The sequence below is a fragment of the Pelagivirga sediminicola genome (assembly GCF_003072125.1).
Classification (GTDB): domain Bacteria; phylum Pseudomonadota; class Alphaproteobacteria; order Rhodobacterales; family Rhodobacteraceae; genus Roseovarius; species Roseovarius sediminicola.
The window spans coordinates 409,986-431,117 of sequence record NZ_QCYH01000001.1 but is presented as its reverse complement, the minus strand read 5'-3'; the positions used below and the strand labels follow the sequence as shown (position 1 = coordinate 431,117).

18 protein-coding genes are annotated in these 21,132 nt (G+C 66.2%); 5 read left to right on the top strand and 13 right to left on the bottom strand.

What is annotated here, in order from left to right; all coding sequences use genetic code 11:
• Positions 1 to 58: 58 nt before the first annotated feature.
• Positions 59 to 700, top strand: a complete 642-nt coding sequence (locus DC366_RS02010; protein ID WP_165802824.1) for a thiamine diphosphokinase — start codon at positions 59 to 61, stop codon at positions 698 to 700.
• Between the two features lie 4 nt (positions 701 to 704).
• Here DC366_RS02010 and DC366_RS02005 read toward each other — a convergent pair whose 3' ends face one another.
• The 7 genes from DC366_RS02005 to DC366_RS01975 form a co-directional block, all read right to left on the bottom strand.
• Complete coding sequence (locus DC366_RS02005; protein WP_108690493.1) at positions 705 to 1,631, bottom strand: DMT family transporter; 927 nt, start codon at positions 1,629 to 1,631, stop codon at positions 705 to 707.
• 9 nt (positions 1,632 to 1,640) lie between these two features.
• Entirely contained in the window at positions 1,641 to 3,014 is a 1,374-nt protein-coding gene (locus DC366_RS02000) for an L-serine ammonia-lyase (RefSeq protein ID WP_108690492.1), read from the bottom strand.
• A 233-nt stretch (positions 3,015 to 3,247) separates the two neighbouring features.
• On the bottom strand, positions 3,248 to 4,528 hold the full coding sequence (locus DC366_RS01995; protein ID WP_108690491.1) for an amidohydrolase family protein: 1,281 nt from the start codon (positions 4,526 to 4,528) through the stop codon (positions 3,248 to 3,250).
• Positions 4,528 to 5,472, bottom strand: a complete 945-nt coding sequence (locus DC366_RS01990) for an ABC transporter permease (RefSeq protein ID WP_108690490.1) — start codon at positions 5,470 to 5,472, stop codon at positions 4,528 to 4,530. The genes DC366_RS01995 and DC366_RS01990 overlap by 1 nt, the downstream gene beginning before the upstream one ends.
• Positions 5,472 to 6,521, bottom strand: a complete 1,050-nt coding sequence (locus DC366_RS01985; protein ID WP_108690489.1) for an ABC transporter permease — start codon at positions 6,519 to 6,521, stop codon at positions 5,472 to 5,474. Before DC366_RS01985 ends, DC366_RS01990 begins: the two co-directional genes overlap by 1 nt.
• Positions 6,511 to 8,055, bottom strand: coding sequence for an ABC transporter ATP-binding protein (locus tag DC366_RS01980; protein ID WP_108690488.1), 1,545 nt, complete (start codon positions 8,053 to 8,055; stop codon positions 6,511 to 6,513). The genes DC366_RS01985 and DC366_RS01980 overlap by 11 nt, the downstream gene beginning before the upstream one ends.
• Positions 8,056 to 9,111 carry a BMP family protein gene (locus DC366_RS01975; RefSeq protein WP_207768644.1) on the bottom strand — a complete coding sequence of 352 codons (1,056 nt, stop codon included), beginning with the start codon at positions 9,109 to 9,111 and terminating at the stop codon, positions 8,056 to 8,058.
• A 246-nt stretch (positions 9,112 to 9,357) separates the two neighbouring features.
• On the opposite strand from DC366_RS01975, the gene DC366_RS01970 reads away from it, so the two are divergent.
• Positions 9,358 to 9,834: a c-type cytochrome gene (locus DC366_RS01970; RefSeq protein WP_108690487.1), complete on the top strand. Its 477-nt coding sequence runs from the start codon at positions 9,358 to 9,360 to the stop codon at positions 9,832 to 9,834.
• A gap of 69 nt (positions 9,835 to 9,903) precedes the next feature.
• Here the strand turns inward: DC366_RS01970 and DC366_RS01965 are convergent, their stop codons facing one another.
• The 5 genes from DC366_RS01965 to DC366_RS01945 form a co-directional block, all read right to left on the bottom strand.
• Positions 9,904 to 12,342, bottom strand: a complete 2,439-nt coding sequence (locus DC366_RS01965) for a GcvT family protein (protein ID WP_108690486.1) — start codon at positions 12,340 to 12,342, stop codon at positions 9,904 to 9,906.
• Complete coding sequence (locus tag DC366_RS01960) at positions 12,339 to 13,229, bottom strand: phosphotransferase (RefSeq protein WP_108690485.1); 891 nt, start codon at positions 13,227 to 13,229, stop codon at positions 12,339 to 12,341. The genes DC366_RS01965 and DC366_RS01960 overlap by 4 nt, the downstream gene beginning before the upstream one ends.
• Positions 13,226 to 15,208: an ABC transporter permease gene (locus DC366_RS01955; protein WP_108690484.1), complete on the bottom strand. Its 1,983-nt coding sequence runs from the start codon at positions 15,206 to 15,208 to the stop codon at positions 13,226 to 13,228. The genes DC366_RS01960 and DC366_RS01955 overlap by 4 nt, the downstream gene beginning before the upstream one ends.
• A gap of 11 nt (positions 15,209 to 15,219) precedes the next feature.
• Positions 15,220 to 16,251 carry a quaternary amine ABC transporter ATP-binding protein gene (locus DC366_RS01950; RefSeq protein ID WP_108690483.1) on the bottom strand — a complete coding sequence of 344 codons (1,032 nt, stop codon included), beginning with the start codon at positions 16,249 to 16,251 and terminating at the stop codon, positions 15,220 to 15,222.
• 88 nt (positions 16,252 to 16,339) lie between these two features.
• Complete coding sequence (locus DC366_RS01945) at positions 16,340 to 17,275, bottom strand: ABC transporter substrate-binding protein (RefSeq protein WP_243405005.1); 936 nt, start codon at positions 17,273 to 17,275, stop codon at positions 16,340 to 16,342.
• Between the two features lie 211 nt (positions 17,276 to 17,486).
• On the opposite strand from DC366_RS01945, the gene DC366_RS01940 reads away from it, so the two are divergent.
• From DC366_RS01940 to DC366_RS01930, 3 genes are all read left to right on the top strand, one after another.
• Positions 17,487 to 18,263, top strand: a complete 777-nt coding sequence (locus tag DC366_RS01940; protein ID WP_108690481.1) for a DeoR/GlpR family DNA-binding transcription regulator — start codon at positions 17,487 to 17,489, stop codon at positions 18,261 to 18,263.
• A complete protein-coding gene (locus DC366_RS01935) occupies positions 18,260 to 19,039 on the top strand; it encodes an inositol monophosphatase family protein (RefSeq protein ID WP_108690480.1) in 780 nt (259 codons plus the stop codon). Before DC366_RS01940 ends, DC366_RS01935 begins: the two co-directional genes overlap by 4 nt.
• A gap of 75 nt (positions 19,040 to 19,114) precedes the next feature.
• A complete protein-coding gene (locus DC366_RS01930) occupies positions 19,115 to 20,116 on the top strand; it encodes a GlxA family transcriptional regulator (RefSeq protein WP_108690479.1) in 1,002 nt (333 codons plus the stop codon).
• A 28-nt stretch (positions 20,117 to 20,144) separates the two neighbouring features.
• On the opposite strand, the gene DC366_RS01925 is transcribed toward DC366_RS01930, so the two are convergent.
• Positions 20,145 to 21,128: a C45 family autoproteolytic acyltransferase/hydrolase gene (locus DC366_RS01925; RefSeq protein ID WP_108690816.1), complete on the bottom strand. Its 984-nt coding sequence runs from the start codon at positions 21,126 to 21,128 to the stop codon at positions 20,145 to 20,147.
• Positions 21,129 to 21,132 lie beyond the last annotated feature (4 nt).

The following is a 21,132-nucleotide window of genomic DNA, read 5'->3' as shown; positions in this document are numbered from 1 at the left end:
TTCCTTTAAGGCCCTAAATCCGGAGAATTCTACAGTGATTGTTCACAGTTCAGCGCCAATGGCCCTGATCGGCGGCGCGCCAGTGGCTTGCGCAGCGCTGGACGAGGTGCTTTCGCTGTCGCAAGACGTGGTCGCCGCCGATGGCGGCGCCGCGACAGCCGCGGCGCGCGGTCTGGCGCTGAGCGCGGTGATCGGCGATCTTGATTCGATCACCGAAGACGCGCGCGCGGCCTATGACGACATCCTGCACCATGTGGCCGAGCAGGACAGCACCGATTTCGAAAAATGCCTGGTGCGGATGGACGCACCCCTGATCATCGGCGCGGGCTTCAGCGGCGGGCGGCTGGATCACCAGCTGGCCGTGTGCAATGGGCTGGTGCGCCATCCGTCGCGGCGCTGCATCCTGATCGGCGAGGAGGATATCGTCTTTCTGGCGCCGCCCGCGCTGGCGCTGGATCTGGAGGCGGGCACGCGGGTGTCGCTGTTTCCCATGGGCGCGGTCGAGGGGCGCTCGGAGGGGCTGAACTGGCCCATCGGGGGCTTGGTTCTGACGCCGGACGGGCAGATCGGCACCTCGAATTTTGCCACCGGCCCGGTGCAGCTGAGCGTGACGGCGCCCAAGTTGCTGGTGATCCTGCCATCCGCGTATCTGCGCGCGGCGGCCTCGCTGTTGATGACGGCTCCGGCGCGCTGGCCCTGAGGGCTCAGGGCTGGGGCAGGGGCCGGCGCTCCAGATGGCGCTCGCGCAGGAACACGAAGAGGCCCGACGCCACGATCAGGCCGATCCCGGCAAAGCTGATAATGTCCGGCAGATCGCCAAAGATGTAGTATCCCAGCGCGGTGGCGGTGACGATCTCAAGATATTGCACCGGCGCCAGAACCGATGCGGGCGCGAATTTCAGCGCAAAGCTGATGCAGATATGGCTGGCGGTCGCGCACAGCCCCAACACCACCAGCAGCCAGAAGATGCGCGCGTCCGGCCAGGACGGATCGAGCGGCCCGATGCCGCTGCCGTCAAACAGCCAAAGGACCGGCAGCGCGATGGGCAGCGCGGCCAGCCCGGTATAGGCCTGCAGCGTGATCGGGTGCATCCGCGTGGCCATCCGCCGGGTCAGGATCATGTAAAAGGCAAAGAGGAGCGCCGTGACCAGCGGCAGCAGCGCGACAGGGCCGAAGTCCTGAAACGACGGCCGGATGATCAGCAGCGCGCCGCAAAAGCCGATGGTGCAGGCGACATAGCGGCGCGGGCCGATCGGCTCGCCCAGCAGCAGACCGCCCAGAAGCGTCAGGATGAACGGCTCGACAAAGAAGATGGCGATGGCATCGGCGACCGGCATGAATTGCAGCGAATAGAAAAAGCAGCCCGTCGCCACCAGCAAAAGCGCCGCGCGCACCAGATGCAGCGCCGTCTCGCCGCGCCCTGGCCTGTGCAGCCAGCCCATGACGGCGGCCAGCGGCATCAGCAGCAGCGCCTGCGCGAGGAACCGGATCGTCGCCACCTGCGCCACGGCCATGCCGTCGCCGATCAGCTTGGCAAAGCTGTCCATGACTGGGGCGATGACGGAAAACCCGACCATGAACAGGATCCCGAGCGTGACGCGGGCGCTCGGGTCATGGGCCGGTTGCGACATGGTGCAGGCTCAGCAGTTGGGCACGTTGACGGCAAGGCCGCCGAGCGAGGTTTCCTTGTATTTGTCCATCATGTCGGCGCCGGTCTGGCGCATCGTCTCGATACAGGCGTCCAGCGGCACAAGATGCGTGCCGTCGCCGCGCATGGCAAGGCTGGCGGCCGATATGGCCTTGATCGCGCCAAGGCCGTTGCGCTCGATGCAGGGCACCTGCACGAGGCCCTTGACCGGATCGCAGGTCATGCCGAGGTGATGCTCCAGCGCGATTTCGGCCGCGTTCTCGATCTGCATGGGCGTGCCGCCCATGACCGCGCAAAGCCCCGCTGCGGCCATTGCCGCCGCGCTGCCCACCTCGGCCTGGCAGCCCGCCTCGGCGCCCGAGATCGAGGCGTTGAACTTGACCAGCCCGCCGATGGCGGCGGCGGTCAGCAGGAAATCCTCGACATGATCCTCGGAGGCGCCGGGATGGTGATCGAGGTAATAGCGGATGACGGCGGGCACCACGCCCGCGGCGCCGTTGGTGGGCGCGGTGACGACCTGGCCGCCGGCGGCGTTTTCCTCGTTCACGGCCATGGCATAGACGCTCATCCAGTCGTTGATCTTGTGCGGCGCGTTCTGGTTGGTGCCGCGCTCGGCGATCAGCGCGTCGCGGATCCCCTTGGCGCGACGCTTGACGTTCAGACCGCCGGGCAGGATGCCGTCCGTATTCATGCCGCGCTCGATGCAGTCGTTCATCACCTGCCAGATACGCTTGACCCCGGCGCTCATGTCCGTCTCGCCCTTGCGCGAAATCTCGTTCGCCTTCTTCATCTGGGCGATGGATTTGCCCGAGGTCTCGCACATCTGCAGCATTTCGGCGGCGGATTTGAACGGGTAGGGCACAGGCTCGCCCTCGTCGGTGTTGCGGCCTGCGGCCAGTTCGGCGTCGGTCATCACGAAGCCGCCGCCGATGGAGTAATAGGTCTCCTGCAGGATGGTATCGCCCTGCTTGTCGGTGGCCATCAGGACCATGCCGTTGGCGTGGCCGGGCAGGGCCGGGCCGAAGTCGAACAGCAGATCCTCCTTGGGGTCGAAGCGCAGCGCCGGCAGGCCGTCCGGCGTGACGGTCTGCGTCTCGCGCATGCGCTCCATCACCTCCTCGGCCTTCTCGTGGTCGTAGGTTTCGGGAACGAACCCGGCAAGCCCGAGGATCGTGGCGCGGTCCGTCGCATGGCCGACGCCGGTAAAGGCCAGGCTGCCATGCAACGAGCCCTTGACGCCCGAACATTCGAACGGCGCCGCGCGCATCTTGTCCAGAAACCGGGCGGCGGCGACCATCGGTCCCATCGTGTGGGACGACGACGGGCCGATGCCGATCTTGAACATATCGAAGACGGACAGAAACATGGACGGATCCTTCTTGCGGCGGTGTTTTATGTGCCGTTCTGACAGGTTGCCTGCATGGTTAATATACCCAATGCGGCATTATGGGGTCGCGGATGAACATCCGCTGGCGGCGGCGGTATCCTATAACCTGTGGACGCGGCATGCATTTGGCAAGTTCAGGAGGGGCGTTGCCCCTTTTTGCCTTCGGCAAATTCACCCCAGGATATTTTTGGCAAGAAGAAAGCGGGCGTGCGTCAGTCATGCATGCTCTGGTGACGCCGTCGCACGCGGTCGGGCCTGCCGGGCAGGGTGAGGTCGGCATCCATGCGCGCGCTGCGCGAGATGATGCGCCCCTTGGAGATCACGCAAAGCCGTGCCGCGCGCAGGCGCAGCGCCTCAATGGGGTTTGCCGCGTCGAGGATGACCAGCGAGCCATGCGCGCCCACATGCAGGCCGTAATCGGTCAGCCCCATGATCGCGGCGTTCTGATGTGTAACCATGTCGAAACAGCGCGCCATGTCCTCGGGCGAGGACATCTGCGCCACATGCAGGCCCATGAAGGCCACATCCAGCATGTCGGCGGTGCCGAGCGAATACCACGGATCCAGCACGCAATCCTGCCCCCAGCCGACGGTGATGCCATGGGCCTGCATTTCCTTGACCCGCGTCAGGCCGCGGCGCTTGGGGAAACTGTCATGGCGCCCCTGGATCATGATGTTGATCAGCGGGTTCGGCACGGCGGTGATCCCGGCCTCGGCGATCAGGGGCAGAAGTTTGGAGACATAATAATTGTCCATCGAGTGCATCGATGTCAGGTGGCTGGCATTGACGCGCCCCTGAAGACCGAGGCGCTGGGCCTCACAGGCCAGCGTTTCGATATGGCGGCTGAGCGGATCGTCCGTCTCGTCGCAATGCAGATCGACGGGCAGGCCGCGCTCCGCCGCGATCTCGCACAGCTCGCGGACGGAGGCGGCGCCGTCGGCCATGGTGCGCTCGAAATGCGGAATGCCGCCGACCACGTCCAGCCCCATGTCGAGCGCGCGCAGTGTGTTCTGCCGCGCGGTGGGATCGCGGTAGAACCCGTCCTGCGGGAAGGCGACAAGCTGCAGGTCGATGTAATCCTTCACCTGCTCGCGCACCTCCAGCATGGCGCGCACGCCTTTGAGGCTGTCGTCGCAGGTGTCCACATGGCTGCGGATCGCCAGCAGGCCCATGGAGGCGGCCCAGTCGCAATAGGTGAGCGCGCGGGCGATCATCTCCTCCTCGGTGGTGATGTCTTTCAACTCGCCCCAGAGCGCGATCCCCTCCAGCAGCGTGCCCGACGCATTGATGCGCGGCGTGCCATAGGATTGCGTGGCATCGAGGTGGAAATGCGGATCCACGAAAGGCGGCGAGACCAGATCGCCCGCCGCATCGATCACTTCGCGCGCGTCGGTGCCCAGGGACTCGATCGCGGTGATGCGGCCATCCTTGATGCCGATATCGGTGGTCTGGCCATCGGGCAGCGTGCCGCCCTTGATGATGATGTCGAACATCAGCGTTCTCCCTTGTTGAATGGCACCATGAGGGCGCCGGGCACCTCGGCACGGCGCGACATGACGACCAGCGCGAGGATCGAGAGGATATAGGGCATCATCAGGAAGATCTGATAGGGGATGCCCGCGCCCAGCGGCGTTTGCTGAACCCGGATCTGCAGCGCGTCGAAGGCCGCGAACAGGATCGCGCCCAAGAGCGCCTTGCCCGGTTTCCACGCGCCGAAAACGACGAGCGCGATGCAGATCCAGCCGCGCCCCGACACCATCTCGAAAAAGAAACTGTTGAAGGCGGACATCGTCAGGAACGCGCCGCCGACCGCCATCAGGCCGCTGCCGACCATCACCGCGCCCATGCGGATCGCCGTGACCGAAAGGCCCTGCGCCGCCACCGCCTGCGGGTTTTCGCCGGCCGCGCGCACGGCAAGGCCCAGCGGTGTGCGGTAGAGGACGAGCGCGACAATGACGACCATCGCGAAGGCCAGATAGGTCAGCGGCGTTTGCGCAAAAAGGGCCGGCCCGATCACCGGGATCTTGGACAGCAGCGGGATTTCCAGCGGCTGAAAGGGCGTGATGCTGGGCGGGCTGGTCACCTCGGGCAGGGCGAGGCGGTAGGCATAGTAGGTGCTGGACGTCGCAAGCAGGGTGACGCCGAGGCCGACCACGTGCTGCGACAGGCCAAAGGGCACCGTCAGGATCGAATGGATCAGGCCAAAGCCCATCCCCACCGCAAAGGCGACCGCGACGCCGGGCCAAAGGCCAAGGCCCGAATAGACCGCCATCCAGCCGGCGAAGGCACCGGCGACCATGATCCCCTCGATCCCGAGGTTCAGGATGCCCGCCCGCTCGCAGATCAGCTCGCCCAGCGTGGCGAAGATCAGCGGCGAGGCGATGCGGATCGCGGCGGTCCAGAAGCTGGCGGTCAGGAAAATCTCGAAAATATCCATCATTCCCTCACCACGCGGAACCGGGTCAAGAGGATCGCCACGACCATCAGGAGCAGCGCCGTCGCCAGCATGATATCGGCCAGATAGGTCGGCACGCCCACCGCGCGGGACATGGAGTCCGCGCCGACGAATATGCCCGCGACAAAGAGCGCCGCCGCCACCACGCCCAAGGGGTTGAGCAGCGCCAGCATCGCCACGATGATGCCGGTGTAGCCAAATCCGGGGCTCAGATCGAGCGTGAGATTGCCCTTGAGCCCCGCCACTTCGGAGAAGCCCGCCAGCGCCGCAAGGCCGCCGGACAGCAGCGCCGTCTTGATCAGAACGCGGCCTACCGGGATGCCGGCGAACTCGGCGGCGTTGCGGTTCAGGCCGACCGCGCGCATCTCGTAGCCCAGCGTGGTGCGCGTGCCGATCACCCAGACGATCACCGCCGAAATCAGCGCAAGGCCAAAGCCCCAGTGCAGACGCAGCCCCTCGATCAGCCGGGGCAGGCGCGCCTCGTCGATCAGCCGCGCGGATTTGGGCCAGCCCATGCCCATCGGATCCTTGAGCGGGCCTTCCAGCAGCATCGACACGAAGAGCAGGAAGATGAAATTGATCAGCAGCGTCGTGACGACCTCGTCAACGCCCAGCCGCACCTTTAGCAGCGCCGGGATCAGCAGCAGGATCGCGCCCGCGACCATCGCGAGGATCGCCATGGTCGGCAGCAGCAGGATGGCGGGCCAGTCCAGAAGCCCCGCGCCGAGGATGGCGACGACCAGCGCGCCGGCATAAAGCTGCGCCTCGGCGCCGATATTCCACAGGCGCGCGCGAAAAGCGACGGCGACGGCGAGGCCGGTGAAGATCAGCGGCGTCGCGCGGTTGAGCGTCTCCAGCAGTGCGAACTTGCTGCCGAACGCGCCCTTGAGGATGAGGCCCAGCACTGAAAACGGGTTGGCGCCCGCCAGCATCGCCAGAAGCGACGCGATGACGACCGTCGCGGCGATGGCCAGCGCGGGCGGCGCGAGGGTGCGCAGCGCCGTGGGATTGGCGACCGGCTCAAGACGCATGGGCCGTCTCCTCGAAGCCGTGACCGGCCATCCAGACGCCAAGCTGCGCGGGACTCATCGTGCCGCGCGCGAATGGCGGCGACAGGCGGCCTTCGGAGATGACATGAATAACGTCCGACAAGGCCATGATTTCATCCAGATCTTCGGAGATGAGCAGAACAGCGGCGCCGCGATCGCGGGCCGCCAGCAGTTGCGAATGGACATAGTTGACCGCGCCGATATCAAGGCCGCGCACCGGCTGGTTCGCCAGGATGATCTGCGGCGCGCCTTCCATGACGCGGCCCAGGATCAGCTTTTGCATGTTGCCGCCCGACAGCAGCCGGATGCGGGTGCCGGGGCCGGGGCAGCGCACGTCATAGCTGTCGATGATGCGCTGCGCGAAGGCGCGCGCGGCTCGCCAGTTCATCCAGCCATGGCGGCTGAACGGCGGGTCCTTGTAGCTTTCCAGAATGGCGTTTTCGGACAGGTCGAAATCGGCGATGGTGCCGGTCTTGTGCCGGTCCTCGGGGATGCGGGCGATGCCGGCGCGCACGGCGGTGCGGGGGCTCCAGTGATGCACATCCGCGCCGTTCAGGACCAGCGCGCCGCTGGCGGGCCGGGTCATGCCGCCGACTAGGTCCGCCAGCGCCGACTGGCCGTTTCCCGACACACCGGCAAGCCCGGTGATCTGCCCGGCATGCAGGCTGAAATCCAGCGTTTTCAGCCCCGGCGCGCTGCCGCGATCGGGGGTCGAGACGCCCCGCAGCGCGAGCAGCGGCGCCCCCGCCACGCCCGGCACCGCCTTGGGCGCGCTCACCTCGCCGCCGACCATGCGGGCGGCCAGATCATGCCGGTCCGTGTCGCCGATGGCGCCCTCATGCACAACCTTGCCATGGCGCAGGATCACGACGCGGTCGGAAATCGCCATCACCTCGTGCAGTTTGTGCGAGATGAAGATGATCGACAGGCCCAGGGCGACGGCGGTGCGCAGCGTTTCGAACAGATCGTTCGTCTCCTGCGGGGTCAGCACCGCGGTCGGCTCGTCCAGGATCAGGATGCGGGCATCGCGATAAAGCGCCTTGAGGATCTCGACCCGCTGCCGTTCGCCCACGCTGAGCGCGGCGATGCGCGCGTCGGGATCGACGCTGAGCTTGAAATCCTGCGCCAGCCTCAGGATGCGCGCCCGCGCCGCCGCCCGGTTCAGCCCCGGCGCGAAAAGAGGCCGCGTGCCCAGTGTCACGTTCTCCAGCACGGTCATGTTCTCGGCCAGCGTGAAATGCTGATGAACCATGCCCACCCCGGCATCGAGCGCGGCGCGCGGATTGCCGGGGGGCAGGGGCGCCCCCATGACTTCGACGCCGCCGGAATCGGCGGTATACTGACCGAAGAGGATATTCATCAGCGTGGTCTTGCCGGCGCCGTTCTCGCCCAGAAGGGCGATCACCTCGCCCTTGTGCAGGGTCAGGCTGACAGCATCATTCGCGGTGAGTGCGCCGAATGTCTTGGTGATATTGTCGAGGCGCAGGACCACCTGCGCCTCTGTCTGGTCTGGCATTTACTGGGACTTCGGCTCTTCGTCGTTGATTTCCACGGTGAAGTCGCCGGACATGATCTCGCCCGTGCGGGCCTCGACCAGATCGATGGCCTCCTGCGGCACCTTGCCCTTGAACGTGCCCAAGGGGGCCAGTTCGGCGCCGCCTTCGGCCATATAGGAATAGGTGCCGTAATCGGCCGCTTCGAAGGTGCCGTTGCGCACCTGCTCGATCGCCATGTTCAGCGTCGGCTCGAAATTCCAGATCGCCGATGCGACGACGGTGTCGGGATACTGCTCTTGCGTGTCGATCACGTTGCCGATGGCCAGAACGCCCTTTTCCTTGGCCGCGTCACTGACGCCGAACCGCTCGGCATAAAGCATGTCGGCGCCGTTCTCGATCATGGCAAAGGCGGTTTCCTTGGCGGCGGGCGGATCGAACCACGAGCCGATGAAGCTGACCTGGAAGGTGGCATCGGGGCGCGTTTCGCGCACGCCGGCCATGAAGGCATGCATCAGGCGGTTCACCTCGGGGATGGGAAAGCCGCCGATCAGGCCGACATTGCCCGTCTCGGTCATGGATCCTGCAATGATTCCCGTCAGATACGAGGCGTCCTGAATGTAGTTGTCGAAGACCGCGAAATTCGGCAGCGCGCCGTCTTCCTTGAAGCTGGAGCCCAGAAGGAAGGCGATATCGGGATATTCGGCGGCCACGTCACGCGCCTCCTGCTCGACCGCGAATGCCTCGCCGATGATCAGCTGATAGCCGCTTTCGGCATATTCGCGCATGACGCGGGCATAATCGGTGTTCGAGACGTTCTCGGAAAAGGCATAGTCGATATCGCCCCGCTCGGCGGCGGCTGTGGCGGCCTTGTGCAGGCGGCTGACCCATTGCTGCTCGACCGGGACGGTATAGACGCCGGCCACTTTGATCGGCTCGGCGGCAAGGGCGCGCCCGGCGCCGGAAAAAAGGCCGATGGCCAGCGCGGCCGCGGCGGCACTGGCCAGAAAGTGGCGGCGCGTCATGCCGCGCGGCAGTGTCGGTGCGGTCTTTTGCGGCGGGTTTGATGCGTCTGTCATTGGTTCTGTCCCCCTTCGGATCCATGCAGCGTCATTGGCGCGATCCTAGGATCAATTTTCACCGAGCGCCAGAGTTTTGCAGCATGGATAGAGGGCAAATGCCGAAGGATCCTGCGCCGTGCGGAATGCTTCGGGCGGTCGCGTCTTGCCGCCGTCGCGAAGACGGCTCTTTCGGAACCGGCGCGGCGTGCTATGTGTTGTCTCGCAGAACCACAGGAAAGGTCCGATGCGGGCCGAGGAGAACCGATGAAACCATTCGTTGCAACAGCCACCGCAATCGCCCTGATGCTGGGCGCGCCAGCCCTTGCCGCGACAGATGACGCCGAAACCGCCGCGATCGAGCCGAGCGGCGATGCCGCCGCAGGCGAAACCGTGTTCGGACGGCAATGCGCCACCTGCCACGTGGTCAAGGACGACGAGGGCGAGCTTCTGGCAGGCCGGAACGGTCGCCAGGGTCCGAACCTCTACAACATCACCGGACATCATGCCGCTGTCGTCGAGGATTTCAAATACGGCAAGTCGATGGCCGAGGTTGCCGATACGGACACGATCTGGACTGAGGAAAATTTCGTCGCCTATGTCAAGGATCCCACCGACTGGCTGCGCGAGACTCTTGATGACAAGAAGGCCCGCAGCAAGATGGCTTGGAAGGTGCGCGACGACAAGGATGCGGCGGACGTTTTTGCCTATCTGCATTCGCTGTCGCCCGGCGACGCCGAATGATCGGACCGAACGGCTGAAACAGAAGGGCGGGCGCTTGCGTCCGCTCTTTTTTGTTTCAGCGCCGCGCCGTCAAGCTTTGACGCGCTGCATGTCAGGATCGTAAAGCGGCGCCATGTGCGCCTTTGCGGGCACCCGGACACCGGCCACCTCCAGCTCATACTGCCCGCCCAGCACATGATCCCGGGTGACGCCGCCGGGATCGCGCACGTATCCCATCCCGATCGGCAAGCCCACCGTGTGCCCGAACCCCGCCGAGCTCAGCCAGCCACAGCGCTCGCCGTCGCGATAGATCGTCTCGCGCCCCGACAGGATCACGTCCTTGGCGGCGGTGAAGGTGGCCATCATCTTGCGCACGCCTTGCGTCTTTTGCGCGGCGCAGGCGGCGCGGCCGCGAAACTCCAGCCCGGTTTTCAGTTTCACCGCCCAGCCAAGGCCTGCCTCCAATGGCGTGTGATCGGGCCCGATATCCGAGCCCCAGGCGCGATACCCCTTCTCCAGCCGCAGCGACTCGATCGCGCGATAGCCCGCATTGCGCAGGCCATGCGGCGCGCCGGCCTTGTGCAGGGCGGCATAGACGGCTGTGGCGTATTCGCAGGGCAGGTGCAGCTCCCAGCCCAGCTCGCCCACGTAGGTTACGCGCAGCGCGCGCACCGGCGCGCCCGCAATGCCGATGGTCTGCGCGGTGCCAAAGGGAAAGGCGCCGTTCGAGACATCCGCATGGGTCAGCGATTGCAGGATCTCGCGCGCTTTCGGCCCCATCAGCGACAGGACCGCCAAGCCCGAGGTGACATCGACCAGCTGCGCGTTCATGCCCGCCGGGATATTGCGGGCGATATGGTCGAAATCATGGGTGGCAAAGCCGGTGCCGGTGACGATGTAGAACTCGTCCGGCGCCACGCGCAGACAGGTCAGATCGCATTCGATGCCGCCGCGATCGTTCAGCATCTGCGTATAGGTCAGCGTGCCGGCCGGGCCGCGCACGTCATTCGCGGCGATCCAGCCGAGCGCCGCCTCGGCATCCGGGCCCTTCAGCGTGAATTTGGCAAATGACGTCTGATCGAACAGGACGGCCGCCTCGCGCGCGGCCTTGTGCTCGCGCGCGACGGCGCCGTGCCAGTTGGGCGTCTGGAAGGTGTAGATGTCATGCGCGTCCTCGGTGCCTTCGGCAAACCAGTTGGGCCGCTCCCAGCCCAGTTTTTCGCCGAAAACGGCGCCGCCTTCCTTCAGGATGTCATAAAGCGGCGACTTGCGGCAGGGCCGGGCCGAGCTGTGCTCCTCATGCGGCCAGGCCATGGTGTAATGCTTGCCGTAGGCTTCATAGGTGCGGCTGCGGATCCAGTCATCGTCAAAATGCGGCCGCCCGAAGCGGCGGATATCGACGGCCCACAGATCATAGGGCGGCGCGCCCGTGGCCACCCATTCGGCCAGCGCCATGCCCGCGCCGCCCCCCGCCGCGATGCCGTAAGCGTTGAAGCCCGCGCCGACAAAGAAATTGCGCAGCTCCGGCGCCTCGCCAAGGATGAAATTGCCATCGGGGGTGAAACTTTCGGGGCCATTGGTCAGCGTCTTGATCCCGGCCGTCTCCAGCGCGGGAACGCGGCCCAGCGACAGTTCCATCAACTGCTCGAAATGATCGAAATTGCTGTCCAGCAGGGTGTAGTGAAAATCCTTGGGGATGCCGCCCTTGGCCCAGAAGATCGGGTTCGGCTCGTAGCCGCCCATGACCAGCCCGCCGACCTCCTCCTTGTAGTAGGTCAGCCGGTCGGGATCGCGCAGGGTGGGCAGATCCGGCGTGACCCCGTCGAGCCGCTCGGTCACCATGTATTGATGCTCGACCGGCACCAAGGGCACGTTGACGCCCACGCGTTTGGCAAAGGCGCGGGTCCACTGGCCGCAGCAGGCGATCACGATGGGGGTGTCGATCCGGCCCTTTTGCGTCTGCACCCCTCGGATCACGCCATCCTCGACGATCACCTCCGTCACCTTGGTATCCTCGAAGATGCGCGCGCCTTTCTGCCGCGCGCCCTTGGCCAGGGACAGCGTGATGTCGGATGGGTTGGCCTGCCCGTCGGTGGGCATGTAGGCGGCGCCGATGACGTCATCCACCTGCATCAGGGGCCATAGCGCCTGCGCCTCCGAGGGCGTCAGCAGCTCCATCTCCAGCCCGAAACTATGCGCGGTGGTGGCCTGCCGTTTCACTTCGGTCCAGCGCTCGGCATTGCAGGCAAGGCGCAGGCCGCCGTTCATCTTCCATCCCGTCGCTTGCCCCGTCTCGGCCTCCAGCCGTTTGTAAAGGTCCACCGAATAGCCCAGAAGCTGCGTGATATTGGCGTTCGAGCGCAGCTGCCCGACCAGTCCCGCGGCATGGAACGTGGTGCCCGATGTCAGCTTCTTGCGCTCCAGCAGCACCACGTCCCAGCCCAGATCGGCCAGATGATACGCGGTCGAACAGCCGATGATGCCGCCGCCGATGATGACGGCGCGCGCCTGGGTGGGAAATTCGCTCATGGGGTTTCCTTGTCGGTAAAGGCGGCCAGCGCATCGCGAAAGCGGCTCAGGTTCTTGTCGGTGTAAGCGGCATAATCGAAATCGATGGCCGAGCTTTGCTCGCTCACCATGGACCACATCGTCTCGCGCAGAAGGGACGCGCATTTCATCGCCGTGTAGCTGCGCCACAGGTCATCGCCGGGCGGCACGCCGTAATAGCGCGTCAGCATCGCCTCTTCGGCAGGTTGGTCCAGATCGCAGTTGGAGGCCAGCCCGCCCAGATCGAACAGCGGCGAGCCCCAGCCGCCATACTCCCAGTCGATCACCCACAGCCGCCCGGCGCCGCGCAGGATATTGGCGGGCAGCAGATCGTTATGGCCCAGCACCAGATCGACAGGGCCGACCGCGCGTTCCAGCAGATCCGCCTGCTCCAGCAACCCGGCCAGGGCGGGCGTGTGGCGCGAGCCGGCCTCGCGCAGGTCATGGGCGTAGCTGCGCAGGATGTGGAACACCCAGAATGACAGGATCGGGCCATGCGCGTGGCGCGGCATCTCGCGGTGCAGGCGCGCGATCAGGTCGGTCGCATCCATCAGCGTTTCGGGATCATGCAGATCCGCCTCGGTCAGGGCGGCGCTCTCGACGAAGTCGATGACCAGCGCGCCGGGGGCATGGTAATGCACGGCGGGCGACAGCCCGGCAGCGGCGGCGGCGCGGCTGAGCGACAGCTCGTGCCAGCGCAGGATGCCGTGTTCGGGAATGTCCTGGCCCAGCCGCACGACGTAGTCGCGGCCCTGATCAGTCAGCTTGATGTTGTGATTGGTGATGCCGCCCTCCAGCGCCACTGCCGCGCCGGGCGCGGTCCAGCAGGGCAGGGCGCGCGCGGCGGCGATTGCCTCGTCCGGTGTCATGTCAGACCCAACCTTTCCCTTGATTTCGCCGCCATCGCCGAGATGACGCGATCGGCGACAATGGCGATGAACGCCACCGCCAGCCCCGCCACGATGCCTTGGCCCACATTCGCCTTGGTCAGCGCGATATAGACCTCCTGTCCCAGATCGCGCGTGCCCACGAGCGCGGTGATGACCAGCATCGAGATCGCCAGCATGATCGTCTGGTTCAGACCCAGCAGCAGCGAGGGCGCCGCCAGCGGCAGCTTGATCCGCCACAAAAGCTGCCGGGGCGTGCAGCCTGCGACCAGCCCCGCCTCGATCATCTGCGGATCGACGCTGCGCACCCCGTGGGCGGCATAGCGCACGGCGGGCGCAAGCGCATAGAGCACAACCGCGATCATGGCCGAGAAATCGCCGACGCGGAACAGCATGACCACCGGGATCAGGTAGACAAAGCTGGGCAGCGTCTGGAGCGTGTCGATGAAGGCGCCCACCCAGGCATGCGCGCCCGCCCTCTGGCCCGCCCAGATACCCAAGGGAACGCCGATCGCATAGGCGATCAGCACCGACACGCCGCACAGATAGACCGTGGTCATCGCCTTGTCCCACAGGCCCACGCAGGCGATCAACCCGGCCATGACGGCGGCCATCAGGCCCAGCCGCCAGCCGCCGATGCGCGCGGCCGCCAGCCCGGTGGCGAGGATGCCCCACGCCCAGGGAATGCCGGTAAAGAAGCGTTTCACCGGCAGCAGAAGATAGGTCAGAAACGCCGATTTGATCGCGTCCAGCGTATCGAAAAAGGTGACGTTGATCCACCGCATCGCCTCTTCCCAGAAGGCCGAGGTGGTCAGCGTCAGGCGGTCGGGGAAATCCTGCAACGCGGGCAGGGCGAGGCCCAGCAGATAGGTTGCGACAACCACCGCCAGCGCCGCGGTGATGTAGGGATGGCGCTGCAGGGGCCCGGCGCCGCGGTCCGGCGCCGCGTCCGGCAGGCGGCGCGCGAAAGCCTGGCTGACGCGGTCCAGCGCGATGGCGATCACGACGATGGCCAGCCCCGCCTCGATCCCGCCGCCGATATCAAGACGCCTCAGCGCGCTGAGCACGTCAAAGCCCAGACCGCCCGCGCCGATCATCGACGCGATGATCACCATGTTCAGCGACAGCATGATCACCTGGTTGACGCCGACCATCAGCGTCGGCGCGGCCGAGGGCACCAGCACCTTCCACATCATCTGGCGCCGGGTGCAGCCGGCCATATGCCCGGCCTCGACCACCTCGGGCGGCACCGATTGCAGCGCGACGGTGGCGACCCGCACCATCGGCGGCATCGCGTAGATCACTGTGGCCACCAGCGCCGAGACGGGGCCGAAACCAAAAAGGAACAGGATCGGCACCAGATAGGCAAAGATCGGCACCGTCTGCATCAGGTCCAGCACCGGGCGCAAGCTGCGCTCGACCCACGCCAGCCGGTAGCAGGCGATCCCGAGGGCCAGACCGCCCAGCACCCCGATCGGCACCGCGATCACGACCGAGGCGAGCGTGACCATCGCGCTGTCCCATTGCCCGAACACCGCCAGATAGACGAAACACGCCCCCACCAGCACCGCCAGCCCCCAGCCGCGCGCATAGAGCGCCAGCAGCATCATCAGCGCCGTGACCGCGACCCAGCCCAAGGGCGGCGCGATCTGCACCGCGTTGCTGCCCAGCCCGGTGATGAACCCGTCCGCCAGCGCCGCGCGCGCCAGATCATAGGGCAGCTCGATCAGGGACGACACGAACCGCGTGAGATCCTGAAACGTGAACAGCCCGAAGGTCGCGTCCTCCAGCAGCCATTTCATCGCCGCCGATATCCAGCCCTCGAAATCGATCTGCCAACCCTTGGGAAAGCGGATGATCCAGCGCGCATCGAGCGCCTTGTAGAGCTGGAAAGACCATGTCGACAGCGCCCATGTGACTGCCAGAAGCGCCCACCAGAACAGCGCGCCGGGCGCGATCATGCGCCGCCACCTCATTCAGCCGCCGGGACGCGGGGCCGTCCGATCAGCACGTCGACAACGGCGGCAGCGCCGATGCTGCCGATGGGCGCGCCATCCTCGATCACGCGGAAGGGCAGGTTGGCGGCCTCGATCCGGTCGGCGGCATCGGCGACGCGCACCGCGGCGTCCAGATCGCCCGCGTAAGGGCCGCGGCCCAGCGGCGCCATGACCGCGCGCAGCGTCAGAACCTTGCCGCGCGGGATATGCTTGGTGAATTCGGCGACATAATCGGTGGCTGGGTTCAGTACCAGCTCTTCGGGGGTGGCGGTCTGCACGATGCGCCCGTCCTTCATCACGGCAATCCGGTCGGCAAGGCGGATCGCCTCGTCGAAATCATGGGTGATGAAGACGATGGTTTTCTTCAAAAGTCCCTGAAGGCGCATGAATTCGTCCTGCATCTCGCGCCGGATCAGCGGATCGAGCGCCGAGAACGGCTCGTCCAGGAACCAGATCTCCGGCTCGCCCACCAGGCTGCGGGCAATGCCGACGCGCTGTTGCTGCCCGCCCGAAAGCTGGCGGGGAAAATACGCCTCGCGCCCCTTCAGTCCGACGATTTCGATCATCTCATGGGCGCGCGCCTCGCGGGTGCGGCGATCCACGCCCTGCACGTCCAGCGGAAAGGCGACGTTCTGCAACACCGTCAGATGCGGCAGCAGCGCGAAGTTCTGGAACACCATGCCGATCTTGCGCCGCCGCAGCTGCGTCAGCTGCGCCTCCGTCATTGCCAGCAGATCCTCGCCATCGAACTGGATCTCGCCGCCCGTCGGCTCGACCAGCCGCGACAGGCAGCGCACCAGCGTGGACTTGCCGGACCCCGACAGCCCCATGATGACGAAAATCTCGCCCTCGCGGATATCCACATCGGCGGCGCGCACGGCGCCGATCAGCCCCGCCTCGCGCAGGGCGGCATCATCGGGGTCCGGCGTGCGGGCCAGAAACGCGGCGGCCTGGGGCCCGTAGATCTTCCAGACATTGCGGCAAAGCAGCTTGCGTGTGCGGGGCATTGGCACCTCGTCACCGGCCCGCGGGGGGCGGGGGATATGTCAGGCGAAAATGCGGGGGCTGGGCGCCCCCGCGACGGCTCGGGCAGGATCAGTTGATCCAGCCATCCACCTTCTCCTCGTTCGCGGCCATCCATTCCTCGGCCACCGCCTCGATCGACTTGCCGTCCAGATCGACGGCCGAGACCATCGCGCTCATCTCTTCGTTGGTCAGGGTATAGTTGCGGATGATTTCGGCCGCGCCGGGCCATTTCTCCTCGACCCCGGCCCAGGCGACCTTCCAGATCGGGCCCGACGGCTTGGCGCAGTCATAGGTGGCATCGGGGTTCACGCTGGCGGCGGGATCCTCGTAGCATTCCTTGGAATAGGGCGGGAATTCGATGAACTTGCCGTCATATTTCACGCTGGCCCAGTGCGGCGTGTAGACCCACAGGATGATCGGCGCCTCGCGCTGGTAGGCCGATTCCAGCTCGGCGAAAAGCGCGGCATCGGTGCCGGCGTGAACCACCTCGAAATCCAGCCCCAGCGCCTCGACGCGTTCCTCGTCAAAGCCGCCCCATGTGACGGGCCCGCCCAGATAACGGCCCATCGGCGCCGTTTCGGAGGTGGCGAATTCGGACGCGCAATCCTTCAGCGCCTCCCAATTCGGCAGGCCGGGGCAGCGATCCTCCATGTAGGAAGGATACCACCATTCCTCGATCGCGACGAGACCGCCTTCGCCCATATTGACGACATTGCCGGTCGCAACGGCCTCGTCCATCGCCTCGCGGCCGGTGGTTTCCCACATTTCGACGGCAACATGTAGATCGCCCGTCTTGAGCCCCGCAAACTGCGCGATGTAATCGGCCTGAACCAGCTCGGTGTTGTAGCCGGCCTTCTCCAGCACGTCCTGCAGGATGGTGGCGTTGACGATCTGGCCGGTCCAGTCATGGGTAGTCAGGCGGATGGGGTCCTGGCTTTCGACCTCGGCAAGCGCGGGGGCGGTGGCAAGGGCGGCCAGAGCGGCGGACATGGCGATATGTTTCAAGATGGGCTCCCTGGGATATGGGCCGCACCTCATTCGGGCGGGCGCGGCCTTCTGCCCTTAAGTCAACCGCATAAAACAACATAAAGCAACATTTAATGTGGGTTTATGTTGTAGTTGGTGGGCGGGCATGTCAAAACCGGCTTGTGCCGGGCGCGCAAGAATGCGAACGGAACGCCGATCCCGACCATCGCCGGAAAGGCCATGACGCCTCATGGACAGCGCCCCTCCCACCCACCGACAGCAGGAAATCCTGGACGCGCTGCGCCGCGCGGGCGGCTCGCTGCGGGTGCAGCGGCTGGCGGCTGATCTGAACGTCAGCGAAGAGACCGTGCGCCGCAATCTCAAGCGGCTGGCGGATGCGGGCCTTGTCGACAAGATGCATGGCGGCGCTCGGCTGGCCGATGAGGGCGGGGAGGGCGATTTTCAGCATCGCCTGCGCATTGCGCCGGACGCCAAGCAGCGCATCGCGCGCCACGTGGCGACGCAGATCCCCGACGGCAGTTCGCTGTTTCTGGATGTGGGCAGCACGACCAGCTACATTGCCGACGCGCTGCGCGATCATTCGGGCCTTCTGGTGGTGACCAATTCGGTGTCGGTCGCCTACAAGCTGGCCACGCGCGGCGGCAATCAGGTCTACATGGCCGGCGGCGCGCTGCGGGCCCATGATGGCGGTGCGTTCGGCGCCGAGGCGATGGATTTCGCGCTGAGGTTCAAGACGGACCTTGCCGTGCTGTCGACCGCAGGCATCACCGCGCGGGACGGCTTCTTGCTGTTCGATCTCGAAGAGGCGAATTTTTCACGCGCGATCCTGTCGGGCGCCGCGCGGCGCATGGTGGCGGCGGATTCGGCCAAGTTTGGCCGCGCGGCGCCGATCACGCTGTGCGATCCGTCGCTGATCGACGCGCTGGTGACGGATGCCGCCCCGCCCGCCGATCTGGCGGCGGCCGCGGCAGAGTGGGGCACGCAGATAGAGGTGGCAGATCCATGAGCCTGAACGATATCGCAAACACCGCCGCACGTATTGCCGAAGCGGCCAGCGCCGTGCCGATGCGGTATTTCCGGCAGGGCGGTCTGGGGATCGAGACGAAGGATGACGGCGACAACAGCCCCGTCACCATCGCCGACCGCGAGACCGAGACCGCTATTCGTGCGGCGTTGGCCCACGCGTTTCCCGGTCACGGCGTCTTTGGCGAGGAGTTCGGCACCCAAGGCTCGCTGGACGGCCCGGCCTGGATCATCGACCCGATTGACGGCACGCGCTTTTTTCTGACGGGCTACCCTGCCTTCGGGATGTTGATCGGGCATTTGCAGGCCGGAGTGCCGCAGGTGGGGATCGTGCGCATGCCGGCCTTGGGCGAAACCTTTGCGGGCATCCGCGGCGGCGCGGCCACGTGGAACGGCGCGCCGATCAGCGTGCGGGCCACGACGCGGCTGGAGGATGCGCTGCTGTTCGTGAACGAGCCGGAGCGCACACATGCCGCCGATCCCGCGCTTTTCGCGCGGCTCTGCCGCGCGGGCTACACGCGGCGGATGTCCTATGACTGCTATCCGCACGCAATGGTTGCCGCCGGGCAGATCGACGCGGTGACCGATATGGGGCTGGAGCCCTATGATTTCATGCCGCTCGTCCCGCTGGTCGAGGCCGCGGGCGGCGTCATCACCGACTGGCAGGGGCGGGCGCTGAGCCTTGGCTCGGACGGGCGGGTGGTGACGGCGGCGGGCGCCGCGCTTCACGCGCAGCTGCTGGAGCTGTTGAACGGCTGAGGCATGAGCGCGTCATGCACTCTGGGCCTTGCCGCGGCGGCGTGTTAATTTGACGCGCAACCACGGACGGACGCGATGGCCTATTCCGATTACATCCCCAAGGGCGCAGTCAGCTTCAAGATCGCCAAGGTCGCGGCACCTTGCGTCTTCGACTTTGTTCTCTTGCCGAAACTGACCATGCTGGCGCTCTCGGCGGCGATCGAGCCGCTCCGCGTGGCCAACCAGATATCGCAGCAGGAGCTTTATCGCTGGCGCACCATGACGCCGGGCGGCGCGCCGGTGCGGTGCTCCAACAACCTGTCGCTGGTGCCCGACGCGCCGCTGGGCACGCCCGCCCGCGGGGCGCGCGCGTTCATCTGCTCGGGCGTCGAGCCGGGCGAGACGGTGGATGCCACGGTCACGCAATGGGCGGCGCGGCAGGCGGCCCATGGCACGTCCGTCGGCGCGATCTGCACCGGCGCCTTCACGCTGGCGCGGGCGGGGCTGCTGGGCGGGCGCACCTTTACGCTGCACTGGGAAAACCAGCCCTCCTTTGTCGAGACTTTCCCCGATCTGGTTCCCACGCCGAACCTTTACGAGGTTGACGGCGATCTGATGACGGCGGCGGGCGGATCCGCGTCGACCGACCTGATGCTGAGCGTGATCGAGGATGATTACGGCCATGATTTCGCGCTGGTCGTGTCGGACATGTGCCTGCACGGGCGCAGCCATTCAACGCACATGCCGCAAAAGACCGCCCGCTCGGCCGTGATCGGCAGCCGCAACCGGCATCTGATCGCGGCGATGCGTCTGATGCAGGTCAATCTGGAAGAGCCGCTGGGCGTCGAGGCGATCGCGGGCGAGGTCGGCATTTCCAAGCGCCAGCTGGAGCGCAGTTTCGCGCAGCATACCGGCCTCAGCCCGCGGCGCTATTACACCGACATGCGGCTGGCCCGCGCCTATTCGCTGCTGAGCGAGACGGACCTGCCCATCGCCGAGATCGCCGCCGCCACCGGCTTTGGCGGCACCTCGGCGTTTGCCCGCGCGTTCAAGGCCAAGTTCGATACGGCGCCGGGCAAGTTTCGCAAGCGGTGGTAGGGCGCAACACGCCCGGTGCGCGCTGCACTCACTTCGCCGCCGGCGTCCCGTCGGGCGTATAGATCACGCGCATATCCTCGCGGAAATCATGCAGATCCAGCGGCCAGCGGGCGCGCGGCCAGCGCAGCTCCATCTGGCGGCGCCGGGGGCGGTAAACGGCCGTGTAAAGCGTGCCGAAGCCCTCATCGAAGCGCGGCGAATAGAGCGGCGGGCGCAAAAATGCGCCGATGAATTTCTCCTGCGGCTCGACATGCAGGGTCAGGCGGCGCAGCAGATAGCGCTCGCGCTCGACCGTTTCGGTGAATCGCGCGTGGCTGGCCCATTCCACCCGGTCCTGGTGGTTGGTGGCGACGGCCTGATGGGTGATGACCGCCGGGCGATCGGGGGCCATCAGCGCGGTCAGGAACCGGCGCCGCGCGTCCACCACGGTGACGTTATAGCTCATATGCGTCGGCACGCGGGCCAGCACGCGGCCTGCCTGCTCGGCGGTGTCGCAGGTCTGCAGCACATAGCGCAGGATCAGCGGCACACCGAACCCGTCGCCCACCACGCGCCGCCCGCCGAAGGTCAGCGACACGGCCAGCCCCGCATCGTTGATTCCGTCCACCAGCCCCCACAGCCCGTCGGATGTGCCCATCACCGCGCGGCCCTGCCAGTTGCTGCGCAGCACAAGGCTGTCGAACGCCTTGGCCGAATAGTCGTAATTGCGCACCAGCAACGGCTCGGCCCCGGGCCAGAGTGCCTGGCTGCAGGATGAAAGGTAAGGCGGCGGGCAGTAGAAGCTGAGAAACCGCGCCGCGTGATCGGTGCCGCCCGCCAGATCGCACAGCCGGTCATAGAGCCCGACCAGTTCGGGCATATGCGCGCGCAGCGCCTTGCGGCTGTCCAGATAGCCGGGCCGCGCCTCCGGCCCCTCGCGCGCCCACCAGCGATGGTAGTCGGGCCAGTATTCGGCGAACAGCCCGGCCCATGTCGGACCGGGCCCGTCCTCGGATATGGCGCGCCAGTTCAGTCGC

Coding starts and splice junctions, on each gene's coding strand:
- DC366_RS01965 (WP_108690486.1), bottom strand. CDS start 12,342: ATGAGCGAATTTCCCACCCAGGCGCGCGCCGTCATCATCGGCGGCGGC.
- DC366_RS01985 (WP_108690489.1), bottom strand. CDS start 6,521: ATGCGTCTTGAGCCGGTCGCCAATCCCACGGCGCTGCGCACCCTCGCG.
- DC366_RS01955 (WP_108690484.1), bottom strand. CDS start 15,208: ATGATCGCGCCCGGCGCGCTGTTCTGGTGGGCGCTTCTGGCAGTCACA.
- DC366_RS01960 (WP_108690485.1), bottom strand. CDS start 13,229: ATGACACCGGACGAGGCAATCGCCGCCGCGCGCGCCCTGCCCTGCTGG.
- DC366_RS01995 (WP_108690491.1), bottom strand. CDS start 4,528: ATGTTCGACATCATCATCAAGGGCGGCACGCTGCCCGATGGCCAGACC.
- DC366_RS01935 (WP_108690480.1), top strand. CDS start 18,260: ATGAGCCTGAACGATATCGCAAACACCGCCGCACGTATTGCCGAAGCG.
- DC366_RS02000 (WP_108690492.1), bottom strand. CDS start 3,014: ATGTTTCTGTCCGTCTTCGATATGTTCAAGATCGGCATCGGCCCGTCG.
- DC366_RS01940 (WP_108690481.1), top strand. CDS start 17,487: ATGGACAGCGCCCCTCCCACCCACCGACAGCAGGAAATCCTGGACGCG.
- DC366_RS01990 (WP_108690490.1), bottom strand. CDS start 5,472: ATGGATATTTTCGAGATTTTCCTGACCGCCAGCTTCTGGACCGCCGCG.
- DC366_RS01975 (WP_207768644.1), bottom strand. CDS start 9,111: ATGACAGACGCATCAAACCCGCCGCAAAAGACCGCACCGACACTGCCG.
- DC366_RS01980 (WP_108690488.1), bottom strand. CDS start 8,055: ATGCCAGACCAGACAGAGGCGCAGGTGGTCCTGCGCCTCGACAATATC.
- DC366_RS02010 (WP_165802824.1), top strand. CDS start 59: ATGGCCCTGATCGGCGGCGCGCCAGTGGCTTGCGCAGCGCTGGACGAG.
- DC366_RS01930 (WP_108690479.1), top strand. CDS start 19,115: ATGGCCTATTCCGATTACATCCCCAAGGGCGCAGTCAGCTTCAAGATC.
- DC366_RS02005 (WP_108690493.1), bottom strand. CDS start 1,631: ATGTCGCAACCGGCCCATGACCCGAGCGCCCGCGTCACGCTCGGGATC.
- DC366_RS01970 (WP_108690487.1), top strand. CDS start 9,358: ATGAAACCATTCGTTGCAACAGCCACCGCAATCGCCCTGATGCTGGGC.
- DC366_RS01950 (WP_108690483.1), bottom strand. CDS start 16,251: ATGCCCCGCACACGCAAGCTGCTTTGCCGCAATGTCTGGAAGATCTAC.